The sequence below is a fragment of the Ensifer sp. PDNC004 genome (assembly GCF_016919405.1).
Lineage (GTDB): Bacteria > Pseudomonadota > Alphaproteobacteria > Rhizobiales > Rhizobiaceae > Ensifer.
Genome location: NZ_CP070352.1, coordinates 1,659,279 through 1,672,175 on the forward strand (window position 1 = coordinate 1,659,279; position 12,897 = coordinate 1,672,175).

The 12,897-nt window shown below is 62.9% G+C and carries 10 protein-coding genes; 6 read left to right on the forward strand and 4 right to left on the reverse strand.

Annotated features, from left to right (window positions below; genetic code table 11):
• Positions 1 to 298 precede the first annotated feature (298 nt).
• Entirely contained in the window at positions 299 to 2,005 is a 1,707-nt protein-coding gene (locus JVX98_RS07320) for a glycosyltransferase family 39 protein (RefSeq protein ID WP_205236332.1), read from the forward strand.
• Between the two features lie 39 nt (positions 2,006 to 2,044).
• On the opposite strand, the gene JVX98_RS07325 is transcribed toward JVX98_RS07320, so the two are convergent.
• The 3 genes from JVX98_RS07325 to JVX98_RS07335 form a co-directional block, all read right to left on the reverse strand.
• Positions 2,045 to 3,148, reverse strand: a complete 1,104-nt coding sequence (locus tag JVX98_RS07325; protein ID WP_246764876.1) for a glycosyltransferase family 4 protein — start codon at positions 3,146 to 3,148, stop codon at positions 2,045 to 2,047.
• 72 nt (positions 3,149 to 3,220) lie between these two features.
• Positions 3,221 to 3,880 (reverse strand): response regulator transcription factor, encoded by a 660-nt coding sequence (locus tag JVX98_RS07330; protein WP_205236334.1) that lies wholly within the window; start codon positions 3,878 to 3,880, stop codon positions 3,221 to 3,223.
• Between the two features lie 129 nt (positions 3,881 to 4,009).
• Positions 4,010 to 5,095 (reverse strand): glycosyltransferase, encoded by a 1,086-nt coding sequence (locus tag JVX98_RS07335; protein WP_043610801.1) that lies wholly within the window; start codon positions 5,093 to 5,095, stop codon positions 4,010 to 4,012.
• Between the two features lie 428 nt (positions 5,096 to 5,523).
• Here JVX98_RS07335 and JVX98_RS07340 point away from each other — a divergent pair, with 428 nt between their 5' ends.
• From JVX98_RS07340 to JVX98_RS07350, 3 genes are all read left to right on the forward strand, one after another.
• A complete protein-coding gene (locus JVX98_RS07340) occupies positions 5,524 to 6,429 on the forward strand; it encodes a methionyl-tRNA formyltransferase (RefSeq protein ID WP_205236335.1) in 906 nt (301 codons plus the stop codon).
• 87 nt (positions 6,430 to 6,516) lie between these two features.
• A complete protein-coding gene (locus JVX98_RS07345; RefSeq protein ID WP_205236336.1) occupies positions 6,517 to 7,488 on the forward strand; it encodes an ATP-grasp domain-containing protein in 972 nt (323 codons plus the stop codon).
• Between the two features lie 4 nt (positions 7,489 to 7,492).
• Positions 7,493 to 8,191, forward strand: coding sequence for an HAD family hydrolase (locus JVX98_RS07350; RefSeq protein ID WP_205236337.1), 699 nt, complete (start codon positions 7,493 to 7,495; stop codon positions 8,189 to 8,191).
• Positions 8,192 to 8,281: 90 nt separating this feature from the next.
• On the opposite strand, the gene JVX98_RS07355 is transcribed toward JVX98_RS07350, so the two are convergent.
• Positions 8,282 to 9,472, reverse strand: coding sequence for a calcium-binding protein (locus JVX98_RS07355; RefSeq protein ID WP_192451393.1), 1,191 nt, complete (start codon positions 9,470 to 9,472; stop codon positions 8,282 to 8,284).
• Between the two features lie 251 nt (positions 9,473 to 9,723).
• Between JVX98_RS07355 and JVX98_RS07360 the strand changes: the two genes are divergently transcribed.
• Complete coding sequence (locus tag JVX98_RS07360; RefSeq protein ID WP_205236338.1) at positions 9,724 to 11,505, forward strand: type I secretion system permease/ATPase; 1,782 nt, start codon at positions 9,724 to 9,726, stop codon at positions 11,503 to 11,505.
• A 38-nt stretch (positions 11,506 to 11,543) separates the two neighbouring features.
• On the forward strand, positions 11,544 to 12,824 hold the full coding sequence (locus JVX98_RS07365) for an HlyD family type I secretion periplasmic adaptor subunit (RefSeq protein WP_246764824.1): 1,281 nt from the start codon (positions 11,544 to 11,546) through the stop codon (positions 12,822 to 12,824).
• Positions 12,825 to 12,897 lie beyond the last annotated feature (73 nt).

Below are 12,897 nucleotides of genomic sequence, written 5' to 3' on the forward strand. Positions count from 1 at the left end.
ACGTCTCAGGTTTTATTCATGAGCAATCGCGATCCAATGCGCGATTTGAGCGTTTTCAATAACTGATAAAAATGCACGTCAATAAAGGCAGGCGGTTACCTGCGTGCTACGGAATATGTCTGGATAAATCCCAGGGTTTCCGTTATGTTAAGTAACTAATATACAAGAAATACCTTATATTCTGCTGGGCTGCAAGCCTTTTTACGTGTCAGGTTTATCCCTGCACGCTTGTCGGGGTTGTCCCGCTAGGCCGTGCGCCACTGCGCATTACGATCCTGTGTGATCCATTTGAAGTCGTGTGCGACCGCATCGTTCCCGTTGCCAGCCCGTATTTTATACTTCGTCTATTTTTGTTCGGAGTTTTTACATGACCTATCCAGCAAGTGTTTCTTCGGAAAGACCGGGCTCCGTTGAAGGAAAGTCAGTCGGGATTTTCTATCAAGTTGCCGCAGCCCTGTTCTTCCTGTTCGTTTTTTATTTCTTGCTTCTTCGGATCATGAATTTCGAGATGCGGCGAGACGAGCAGCTGTACGTCCCGCCGGCCAGGCTCTTGAACGACCATGCGCTATACGCCGATTTCTTCTACAATCATCCGCCCGCCTCCGCCTGGTACTTCTACGCCATCAGCAAGTTGACGGGGTCGAGCGACCTGCTTCTAAGCGGTCGCCTCGGTGTCTTTCTTGCCTGGATCCTCCTGACTGTTGCTGTCGGCGGCGTGGTGTATGTGTTGACGCGCTCGGCCTGGGCAACGGCCTGCGTCGGCATCCTGTCGCTGGTGAACGAGTTGTTCCTGACACAGACGGGTGTTGGCGCCACCAACAATTTCTTGCCGTGGCCGTTCGCCTTTCTCGGCCTCAGTCTCTTTCTTCTGGCCCTGCGTAATGAACAGCGTCGTTCGTTGATGGTGGCGCTCGCCGGATTTCTGTTGGCCTTGGCCGTGTGCTTCAAGTTGAGCGCCATCGCCTTCATCCCGGCCGTCGCCGTGGCCGCATTCCTTCTGCCGCGCTCGCTGGCGCTGAAGGATCGTATCGTAAAGGTCGCGGCGCCGCTGCTCATCGGTGGACTTGTCGGCGGGGCGCCAATCCTTTTCTACCTCGTCAGGGATCCCCAACTCTTTCTGGCGCACGTGGTGCGCTACCATACCGGTCCGCATCCGCAATACTGGCGGCTGATGAGCGGCGACGGGGAGGGCGGGGCGATGTCGCTCGCCCAGAAACTGGTCATGGCGCAGGACATATGGCTTGCACCGGCCGTGGCCGTTGCGCTTGCCGCACTCATCGCCATCGCGTTCATCGCCTTTTCCCGGCGCACGGACAATGCAGCAGCCGAACCAAGGCTGCGGATGGGGGAGGTGCTGGTCCTTGCCGGCGTGCTCTTCTGCAGCTTCGTGCTGAGCTTCGTTCCGACGCCCGGGTTCCCGCAGTATTTTGCGCCGCCGCTTGTCTGCCTTCCTTTGGCGTTCGGGCTTTTGCTCGAGGCACTTGGCCCGCGCGCGCTCCCCATGGTGCGGCCGATCCTGATGTCGGCCGTGCTTGTCGTCCTTGCGGTCAACGCGCCGCGCCTTGGCCAATACCTCGGCAAGGCGACCCATCCGCAGCAGTGGACGACGATGCGCGTGCATGAGGGAGGTGTGACGATTGCCGAGAGGATGCAGGCTGCCGGCGTCACCGGCAAGGTTGCGACGCTCGCGCCCATCTATCCGCTGGAAGGCGGCCTCGATGTCTATGCCGAGCTGGCGACAGGGCCGTTTGCCTACCGCACCGCCGACATGACGAGCCCCGACCTGGCGAAGTACTACAAAATGACATCGCCATCGACAATCGAAGCGCTGTTCGAGAAAGACCCGCCGGCGGCGTTTCTGCTGGGCTTTGAAGACGAACTGGAAAAGCCGATGCGTGCGTTTGCGGAAAGCCACGGCTACGTGCAGTCCGCCTCACTTGGCTTCAAGGACAGATATGGGATCCCGACCCTCTATCTGAAGCCAGCGACGTCGCCCGGATCGTGATCGGGCGATGCGGCGTCGCCTTCCTAAGGCGGCGCCGTGTCAGGTCGATACGCGCGCTGCCGGGTAAAGCGCCTGGGCCTGATCAGGCCCCGCGATGACATCGTCCCATTGCTGAAGGACAGACTGGATGGCGTAGCGCGCGGCAACCGCGCGCGCGCCCATCGCGCCGATCTGCTGGCGGAGCGTTGCGTCGGCCGCCAGGCGGGCCATGGCGTCTGCCAGCCGGTGCGTGTCCTCCCTGGGGACGAGCATGCCAACGGCTGGCGTGTCGATGATTTCTGACGGTCCCCAGGGGCAATCAAAGGCGATGCTGGCAAGGCCGGCTGACATTGCCTCCAGCAGCACGTTCGGGAACCCTTCGAAGCGCGAACTGAGGACGAAGATATCGCCGGCATTGATCCATTCGACCGGCGATTTCGTCGTGCCGGGCAGCCGAACGCGGTTCGAAAGGCCGAGGCGTCGGACCTGTTCCTCGAGCGCCGGCCGTTCCGGGCCCTCGCCGAAGATGGTCAGCGTCATGTTCGGCGCGCGCCCGGCGACATCGGCAAAGGCGTCTATCAGCAGGTCGAAGCCCTTCTGCCTGTCCAGGCGGCCGACGGCCAGCAGCCGGGTGCTGGTGCCTGACTGTCTGTCACGCACATGCTGAAGCGTGATCGGGTTGGGGATGATCACGGCCTTGGCTTTGAGGACCGGCGGCAGCGAATTGGCCGCTTCCGTCGTCTGCATCACCAGCCGCTCCGCCAGGTGGGCCGCCAGCGGCCGCGCCAATCGCCACAGCCCGTTCATATCTTGCGTGTTGAAGTTGTTTCGTTCGGAAAGCACGAGCCGGAGGCCGAGGCCGCGGCTGGCAAGCACGACCATGATGTTGACCTTCGTCAGAAAGGAGATGACGAGGTCGGGCGACAGGGCGCGCAGGCGCGCGCGCAATCGGGCGATACGCTCGGCCGTCCTGAACACAGGCACCGTCGAGCCGCCGCCGAGCGCTTCGACGCGGACGGACCGGTCGTAGGCGAAATAGGTCTCAGGGGTTTCCGCATTGAGGGCGAGCACGTGCACGTCGTCACCGCGGGCCGAGCGATGGCGCGCGAGGATGTTGACGACCTTTTCTGCGCCGCCGGCACCAAGCCCCGAAAGCACGAACACAATTCGCAATGGCGGCTCCTGTCTCGATTGGGACAGGCGGACAATCCCGCCTGCGCCCGACCCGACCACGGCCTAGACGGCGCTCATCCAGCCGTGGGTCAAGGCGAAATGGACAATCTGTGCCCGCGTGTGGAGCTGCAGCTTCTCCGTCGCACGGGCCTTGTAGGTTTCGATCGATTTGACGCTCACGTTGGCGCGCGCGCCGATTTCCTTGTTGGAGTACCCAAGGGCGACGAGGCGCAGAACGTCCTGCTCGCGACGGGTCAGCCCCGGCACGCCGGCCGTCTTCAACGCGCGCGATCCGGGACTTGGCGCCGCGCGGGTCAGTTCCTGGGCGGTCGGCGGGTCGAGATAGAGCCCGCCATGCGTGACGGAGCGAACGGCAAGCAGCAGGTGCTCGGGCGCGGAGCATTTCTGGATGAAGCCCTTGACGCCGATCTGAAGCGCCTGCTGTGCGTAGGAACGTTCCGGGTAAATGGTCATCACCACAACATAGGCCGTAAGCTGCTGCTTGAGGATTTGTTCGGCGAGCGTAAGGCCGCTCATATCGGGAAGGGCGATATCGATGACCGAAACGTCCGGCCCGGTTTCCTTGATCAGCGCCAGCGCGTCTGCACCTGTTCCCGCCGAGCCGACGCAGACGATATCGCTGGTCGTATCGATCGTCGCGCGGGCGCCGACGATGACGAGGGGATGGTCGTCGATGATGACTGTGCGTATCGGCGTCGTCATGATGCCCGCCTGACTGTCGGCGTCAGGTCCGCCGGCATTCGCGTAGGTCGAGCCCCCTTGTCGTTGTCGTTCATGTGTCGGTCCCCCTCTCCGAATTCTCTTTCCACAGCTTGAGCCGTGCGGTGGCTGCTAGAAGTTCCTCAGGAAATTGGAGTAACGCCGTTCGATGTTGTGCAGCGTGTATTCGCTTTCGATGCGATCGCGGGCGAGATGCGCGTAGCGGGCATATTCCTCCGGCGAAAGGTCGAGCACCTTGCGCATGGCGTCGGCAAAGGCCTCGGGATTGCGCGCAGGCACGACGATCCCGGCATTGCCGGCAACCTCTGCCGCGTCTCCGACGTCCGTTGCCACCACCATTTTCGCGTAGCTCATCGCCTCGGCAACGACGTTCGGAAAGCCCTCGGTTCTGGAGGACAAAGCGAGAATGTCGATGCTGCGGTAGAAATCCTCCATGTCCGCGACTTCGCCTCTGAGGTCGATGGCCTCGCTTGGCAACCCGGCATCGGCAATCAGCCGCACGACTTCGGGATTGTCCCAGGCCAGCCCCCGGCCTGCGGCGAGAAAGCGCGTGTCGGGATGGGTGCGCAACACCGAAGCGGCGGCGCGAAAGAAGGTGGCGTGGTCCTTCTGCGGGTGGAAGCGTGCGACGATGCCGATCCGCCGCGGCGGCGCCTCATGGCCGGCCGCCACCGCCGGGATTTCGAAGCCGTTCGGGATGACAACCGAATTCAGGTTACGGTAGCCGTAGGCACGGTGCATTTCGCGGGCGCGCGACGAATTGTAGATGATGCCGGAGGCCGAACCGGAGAGCACCCGGGCAGCGGCGATCGCCACGTGCGAGCTTCGCGACAGCGAGGCGACGTCATCGAGCGACTGGCGAACATTCCAGATGACCGGCGTCGCGCGGCGCGCAAGTTTGGCAGCGACCGTGCCGACCACCATGGCGTGGTACATCCAGCAGAGCATGACGCTTGGCTTTTCCTGGCGGATGATGTTGGCAAGCCGCATCGTGCCCTGCAGAATGGCCGGGAGCGAGTGCGCGCCAAGCGCCACATATTCGACGCGCGGATTGTCCGCGAGGTCACGGTTTCGCGCCGAGACATCGAGTAGCGATACGACCATGACGCGTTCGTCAGACGACGCCTTGAGCAGGCGCGCGAGCATCGTCTCAGCTCCGGCGCTTGCGCTGAAATTGGTGATCAAATGCAAAATCATACCGTGGATCCGAAGTTGCGCCGCCGTTAGGGCATTCCTCCGCATTCCCTGAGCCTGACGACAGGGCACACTGGCGTGTATCCCGGCGCTGGTCACGAGCATTAAATTCCTGGGCGCGCCATGCACGCCAGGACATCAACTTCCTATTGCCTCGAATTTGGAGGGCACATCGGACGCGATCATTTCTGAAATAGGTTCGTACTCTAAATTGGCCTTCCAGGGCGCACCCTAGAAAAGCAGTGGATTCAAGATACAACGGCAGACACTGTCATGCAATTATTCTCTTGCAGTATAGCCCGGCTCTGAAATAGCATCCCGTCATATCATACTTGAAATACATTTATATCGCCCGGATGGGTTATTTCTTCCCTTGGTTGTGATCCGAGTTGTATATTGCGCTCTGACACATTGTGCATTTGAGAACCAAAATGCGTTTTGCTCTGGTTGGTGCCGTCGAAGGATCCCGGATCGCACTCGATGCCCTGTTGGCGAAGGGGATGCTGCCCTCCCTGGTGGTTACGCTGCCGCCGGAGGCTGCGGATCGCCATTCCGATTTCGCGGACTTGACGACACCGGCGCGCGCGGCAGGCAGCGCGGTCTGCCACACGACCAATGTGAACGGCGAAGACACGCTTGCAGCCATTCGCGCCAGCGACCCGGACCTCGTCCTGGTCCTCGGCTGGTCGCAGATCTGCCGCCAGGCCTTCCGTGCCATCCCGCGGCTGGGCGTGATCGGTTTTCACCCGTCGGCGCTGCCGCGCCTGCGAGGCAGGGGTGTTATCCCCTGGACCATCCTGCTTGACGAAAAGACGACGGGTTCGTCGCTGTTCTGGATCGACGAGGGCACGGATTCCGGCCCCATCATCCTGCAGCGTCTGTTTTCCGTCGCGCCGGAGGAGACGGCGCGCAGTCTCTACGGCAAGCAAGTGCGCAATCTCGCGGAGATGGTGCCGGAGGCTGTTGAGTTGGCGGCAGCGGGCAGGGCGCCGCGTGTCGAGCAGGATCACAGCCTGGCGACCTATTGCGCAAAGCGTGTCGCCGAGGATGGCCTGGTCGATTGGCAGCGGCCGTCGGCGGAAGTGTTGCGTCTGATCAGGGCGGTCGGCGATCCCTATCCTGGCGCCTTTTCGCGTCAGGACGGAAAGGTCGTCCATTTCGATGCGGCGCGGGCCTTCGCGGACTCCTTTCGCTACATCGGCCTTGCCGCGCAAGTACAGACCCATACGGCGGATGGTTTCACAGTCATGTGCGGAGACCGGCAGTGCATCGAGGTAACCGCGTGGCGCACGGCCGACGGCCGGCGCCCGCCGGTGCACAGCAAGTTGGGAGCGTGATCGCGCGGGCATTGGCATCGGGTTCAGTCAGGCGGGACCACGGCGATTGCTTTGCCCCCCGTCCTAACAGTCAAGGAGAAGGCGTGTATGGCGTACCGGTCGTTCAAGATCCTTGTCTCTTCCGCAGGAAGACGTGTTGGCCTGATCGAGTGCTTTCGTCGGGCAGCACGCGCGCTGGACATCGATATCCAGATGCTGGCCTGCGACCTTGATCCTGACATGAGCGCCGCCTGCGCCGTCGCTGACCGGGCCTTCGCGGTCCCTGCCTATAATCACCCGGAGTTCACCGGCCGCCTGGCGGAGATCGCGCGGGCGCATGATGTGCGCCTGCTCGTGCCTACGATCGATCCCGAACTCGTGCCGCTTGCGGCCGCGGCTAGGGATTTCGCCCGTTTCGATTGCCGCGTGCATGTGAGCACTCCGCCTGTCATCGACGTTGTGCGTGACAAACTCGAAACCATGCGCGTGCTCGAAGCGGCCGGAGTGTCGGTCCCGCGAACCGGCATGCTGGAGGAGGTTCGCGGCGAGCTTTCCCGTTGGAACTGGCCGCTGTTCCTCAAGCCCAATGCCGGGAGCGCAAGCCGCTCGATCAGCATGGTGCGCTCAATGGCCGATCTGCCGGAAACGACCGCAGAGCCGATGATCCTGCAGCAATATCTCGACGGCCCTGAGCATACGGTCAATGCGTTCGTCGATGACGGCGGCACCTTGCAGTCGGTCATTTCGCATCGGCGCTTGCGCATAAGGGCAGGCGAAGTCGAAAAGGGCGTCACCGAGCGTCATCCGGTGCATCGGGCGATGGCCGAGGGCATTTTGCGGGCGTTGCCGGACTTGCGTGGCGCATTCTGTTTCCAGGTCATGGACGATCGGCTCACCGGCCCGCGGGTGATCGAAATCAATGCCCGTTTCGGCGGGGGCTATCCGCTCGTGGACCATGCCGGCGCGACCTTTGCCCAATGGCTGCTGGAGGAAGTGGCGGGCTTGTCGAGAACGGCGCACGACGATTGGCGTGAAGGCGTGCTGATGCTGCGATACGATGCGGCGGTCTTCAGGGGATAGGCGGATGGGCGAGCAGGTGCTTGTCTTTGATCTCGACGATACGCTTTATCTGGAGCGGGATTTCGCCTTAAGCGGCTTCAAGGCCGTCGATGCTTGGTTGGCGAACCATCTGGGCGCGGAAGGCTTCGCCGGGCATTGCGAGGCAGTTGCCGCGCGCGGGCACAGCGGGCGCGTTTTCGACACGGCCCTGGTGGCGATGGGCATCGCCGCCGACGAGGCGCTGGTAAGCCAGTTGGTTGCGGTCTATCGCGGACACCAGCCCGAAATCACTCTGGCCGCCGATGCTCGTCGCTATCTGGAGCGTGCGCGCGTCGGCCAAAGGGCGATCATCACCGACGGGCCTGCGGCTACGCAACAGGCCAAGGTCAAAGCGCTGGGGCTGGAGGCCTTGGTGGACCGGGTGATCTTCACTGACCTTTGGGGGAGAGAATTCTGGAAGCCGCACGCACGGGCCTATGAGGCGATCGAGGCCTGGGCCGACGTCATGCCGGGCAATCTCGTCTACATCGCCGACAATCCGCTCAAGGATTTCGTCACGCCGCGCCGGCGCGGATGGCAAACTGTGATGGTGGCGCGCGAAGCGCGGGTCCACCGCACGGCGGCACCGGACGAGGCGCACCAGGCCGACAGGCGGATCAGCGATCTCGATGAACTGGACGACGCCTTGCGATCGCTCGCCGCGAGCGAAGCGGTCTCGCGCTGAGCTTTTCGCCAACTGGACTGCTAACACGGGCAGGAACGGGTGGTAGTGGCGGCCGCGGAGCGCGTATTCAAACCCGCGGCCGCCGGTGTTTTATGCGAAGGTAAAGTCCGCGGCGCTGAAGTTGGCCGCAGACAGAGTACCGTTCGGATCGTCGACGACGATCTGGAAGGCGTGACCAGCCGAATCCTGCGCCTTGAGGATCACGTCGCCACTCGGGTCGTCATAGGCATAGACCGTGCCGGGGCCACCGGTGTTGGCGTAGCGGGTGATGCCGAGCTTTTCGAGAACGATGCGATCGAGACCATCCTGATAGTCCATGATGGTATCCTGACCGACGAGCGCGCCGGCGCCCTTGAGCACGAAGCGGTCGGCGTCGGCGCCGCCCCAGAGGAAGTCTGAGCCGGTGTCGCCGATCAGGGTATCCCTGCCGGCATCGCCGCGGATCGTGTCGTTGCCGTTGCCGCCATAGAACAGATCATCGCCATCGCCGCCATTCAGCGTGTCGTTGCCGTCTTCGCCGCTGATGCTGTCGTTGCCGCCATCACCATAGACGAGGTCGTCGCCTGCGCCGACGCTGATCCTGTCGACGCCGGCACCGCCATGGGCCTCGTCACGACCGCTCTCGGAATCGAGAATGTCGTTGCCGTCGCCGCCGTCGAGATAGTTGTCGCCGTCGCCGCCGTCGACCCGGTCATCGCCGATGCCGCCATAGACGTGGTCATTGCCGGACTGGCCCTTAAGCGCGTCGTTGCCGCCTTCGCCGTAGATGTAGTCGTCGCCGGCGCCGCCGCCGACGGCCTGCGTCGTCAATTTGCCGGTCGCCGGGTTGATGCGGTTGACGAAGCCGTCATTGCCGTCGCCGGCATAGATGATGTCATTGCCGGCACCACCGTCGATGTATTCTTCGCCGGCGCCGCCGTAAAAGGTATCGTTGCCGGCGCCGCCGAGCATGGTGTCGTGGCCATCGCCGCCGTCGAGGATGTCGTCGCCGTCCTCGCCGTCGAAGATGTCGTTGCCCAGGCCACCGACGAAGTGGTCGTTGCCGAGGCCGCCATCGAAGGAGTCGTTGCCGACGCCGCCTTCAGCATAATCGTCGCCTGGACCGGCCTTGAAGAAGTCGTTGCCGTCGCCACCGTACATGCGGTCGTTGCCGTCGCCACCGTCGAGATAGTCGTCTCCGGCATAGCCCCAAAGGCTGTCGTCGCCGCCATATCCATAAATTGTGTCAGCTACGTTCGTGCCATAAAGCGTGTCAGCTACGGGTCTTCCCTTAACGATCATGTTTCCATCCTTTATTAGTGGGGCAGAATACGCGCCGTTGCTTTTACCGACCGCCGCGCAAAGACAGCAAGCGACCGGAGCGTGTGAAAACTGTGATCTGTCGCGTTGAATGGTGGGGGCTTAAAATAGCATCTATAAGCAACCGCTACAACAGATGTATAGTAACTGCTCAACCCCCGGCACGTTGACATCGGGGAACACTTCCATCGATACGGCCCCACTCAAATTCCTGGAAACGGTGTCGTTGCAGCATGGTAGACAACAGAATCACAAGCGGCAGTTTACGCTCTGCGTTCCGGCGCAGCGTTATCGATCTCGGCTTGTTCTCGACGGTCGTGAATGTGCTGGCGCTGACATCGCCTCTGTTTCTGATCCAGGTTTATGATCGGGTTTTGCCCTCTTCCAGCATCGAAACGCTCGTCTATCTGACGATTATCGCGTTCCTTGCCTTCGCATTCCTCGGCCTGCTCGATGTGATTCGGGCGATCTACGCCGTGCGCATGGCGGCCAAGCTCGACAGCGAGCTCGGGGCGGCGGCCTTTGCAAACGTGGTCGCGGCAACGGGCCGGGAACCGGGCGACATTCAGCCCTTGCGCGATCTTGCGACAGTCAGAGGCTTCATCGCTTCACGCGGCACGCCGGTCCTCTTCGATCTGCCGTTCTCGCCGGTGTTCGCGGCACTGCTTTATCTCCTGCATCCAATGCTCTTCCTGATGACGACGATTGGCGCGATCGTGATCCTTCTCCTGGTTTTCCTCAATCAGTACATGAACAAGAAGGCGTCGCAGTTCGCGCAGGAGCGGATTACCAGCGCCAATCTGACGGCGCAGATGTTCAGCCGCAGTGCCGAGACGGTGCGTGCGATGGGCATGACGAACAATGTCAGCGAGGTCTGGGGCCGCCAGTTTGCCGCTGCGACTGCGGCAGCCGACGGAAATCTCGTCGTCAACGCCATCTTCGGCGGCATATCGCGATCGATCAGAATGATCCTGCAGATGGCGATCCTCGCTGTCGGCGCGACCCTTGTTTTGAAGGGGCAGATGACCGCTGGCATGATCTTCGCGTCCTCGATCCTGTCGGGCCGCGCGCTGCAGCCGCTCGATCAGCTGGTCGGGATCTGGAAGCAGGCGATGGAAGCGCGCAGCGCCTGGTCGCGGTTCGAAAAGGTGATCGAGGCCGGCAATGCCGATGGCCGCAAGCTTCTGCTGCCAAACCCCGCAGGCAATATCGCTGTGCGCGATCTGCTCTATGTTTCGCCGGACGCGGGAGCCGACCCCGAGCCGATCCTCAAACGGCTGAACTTCACGATCGCTGCCGGCGAAAGCGTTGCTGTGGTCGGACCGAGCCGGGCGGGTAAATCGACGCTTGCGCGGCTTTTGACCGGCGCCGTTGCCCCGACCGCGGGTTCGATCACCATCGACGGTGCGGACCTGAGAACCTGGGACGCGGCGCAGCTCGGCAGCCTCATTGGCTATCTCGCACAGGACGTGCAGCTTCTGCCCGGCACGATCGCCGCCAATATCTCGCGCTTCGAGCCGGGTGCGGCGGACGAGACGGTGGTTGCGGCCGCGCGCGCGGCACATGCCAATGATCTCATCCTGGCGCAAACGAAGGGCTATCAGACGCCGATCGGGCCCGGTTCCAACAATCTCTCCGGCGGTGAGCGGCAGCGCATCGGGCTTGCGCGCGCCTTCTACGGCTCTCCGCGTCTTCTCGTTCTCGACGAGCCGAACGCCAACCTCGACAGTGAGGGGGAAGCGGCACTCGGACGGGCGCTCAGAGACGCGAAGGAGCGCGGCGTCACGGTCGTCATCGTCACGCACCGCATTTCGATCGCAACGACATGTGACCGGATCCTGGTGATGAAGAATGGCAGGATCGATGACTTCGGCCCAACGGATGAGGTGGCGCGGCGCGCGCAGTCCGAGCGGGCGAACCGGGCAGCGAAGGCAGCCGCTGCCAAGCGGCCGTCGAACCTCCCGCCGGCAGACATCTCCGCCTTCCTGCCTGGCAGAACCGGGGACCGGCCATGACGGCGGCGGGTGCTCGGCGTTCCTGGCGGGAGGCGATCGTGACCGATACCGGGTTTGTCGCCCGGCTCGGCTATGGCACGCTTGCTCTTATCCTTGTCGGCTTCGGCTATTGGGCGGCGACGGCGCCGCTCTCCGGCGCTGCCGTCGCTTCCGGTACGATCACGGCCACGGGCCGCAATGTCCTCGTGCAGCATCTGGAAGGCGGGATCGTCAGCGAAATCGCGGTACGTGAAGGGGATGCCGTCGCCAGGGGGCAGACGCTCGTGGTCCTCGACGACACCGTGGCCCGCACCCAGCTCAACCGCCTTGCCAAGCAATGGGTGGCACTGAAGGCGCGGGAGGCGCGTCTTGCCGCCGAGCGGGACGGGAAGCGGGATCTGACGATCGCGATCGGCAATGCGCCGGCCACGATGTCGGCCGCAAGCCGAGACCTGACGGAAGAGCAGGTCAAGGAGTTTCAGACCCGGCTTGCCCGTTTCACCTCCGAAACCGTCATCCTGCAGCAGCGCGTCGAAAGCCTGAACGATGGGCTCGATGGTCTGGCCGCGCAGAAGGCGGCAGTCGAGAAGCAGACGCAGATCGTGCGCAGCGAAGCCGAGCGCAAGTTCAATCTCCTGGAAAAGGGGTTGACGAACCGCACGGAGTACACGCAGCTTCTCCGCGTCGAAGCGGACCTGCTCGGCCAGGTCGGCATGCTGCAGGCGGAAGCTTCGTCGAGCCGCACGCAGGTGGCGGAAGCGCGTGAGCAGATCGAACGGCTGAAGACCCAGCGCGTCGAGCAGGCGGTGACCGCGATGAACGAGGTGAAGACCGGGCTCGCCGACGTCGAAGAACAGGTCGAGGCCGCACGCCGGGTGCTCGAGCGCACCGTCGTCAAGGCGCCGGTGGATGGCGTTGTCGTCGCCTCGGTCTACAATGCCGTCGGCAGTGTCGTCGGTCCCGGCGAAAAGATCATGGAGATCCTGCCGACAGGGGACCTGGTTGTCGATGCGCGTATTCATCCGCAGGACATCGACGTCGTCCATGTCGGTCAGCCGGCGAGGGTCCGGCTCTCGGCGCTCAATACCAGCCTGACGCCGGAGGTTTCAGCGACGGTTGCCCATGTCTCGGCCGACCGCCTGACCGATCCGGCGACGCGCGAGCCCTATTACCGGGCCGTGCTGCGCCTGGATACGCCGCTGCCGGCCGGCGTTCGCATGGAGCAACTGCATCCGGGGATGCCGATCGACGCCTTCATCGAACTCGGCGACCGCACCTTCCTTGAGTATTTGATCCGGCCGATTTCCGACTCCTATCGACGTGCCTTTGCCGGGGAATGAGCCCACAAGGTCTTTCCAGCGCAAGATTGCGCTGAACCGGCGTCTCGGCTGATACGCGGGGAGCTCCTTTGGC

Excerpts from the sequence above, each read along its gene's own strand:
- JVX98_RS07335 (WP_043610801.1), bottom strand. The coding sequence starts at position 5,095 with ATGATTTTGCATTTGATCACCAATTTCAGCGCAAGCGCCGGAGCTGAG.
- JVX98_RS07330 (WP_205236334.1), bottom strand. The coding sequence starts at position 3,880 with ATGACGACGCCGATACGCACAGTCATCATCGACGACCATCCCCTCGTC.
- JVX98_RS07350 (WP_205236337.1), top strand. The coding sequence starts at position 7,493 with ATGGGCGAGCAGGTGCTTGTCTTTGATCTCGACGATACGCTTTATCTG.
- JVX98_RS07345 (WP_205236336.1), top strand. The coding sequence starts at position 6,517 with ATGGCGTACCGGTCGTTCAAGATCCTTGTCTCTTCCGCAGGAAGACGT.
- JVX98_RS07355 (WP_192451393.1), bottom strand. The coding sequence starts at position 9,472 with ATGATCGTTAAGGGAAGACCCGTAGCTGACACGCTTTATGGCACGAAC.
- JVX98_RS07340 (WP_205236335.1), top strand. The coding sequence starts at position 5,524 with ATGCGTTTTGCTCTGGTTGGTGCCGTCGAAGGATCCCGGATCGCACTC.
- JVX98_RS07360 (WP_205236338.1), top strand. The coding sequence starts at position 9,724 with ATGGTAGACAACAGAATCACAAGCGGCAGTTTACGCTCTGCGTTCCGG.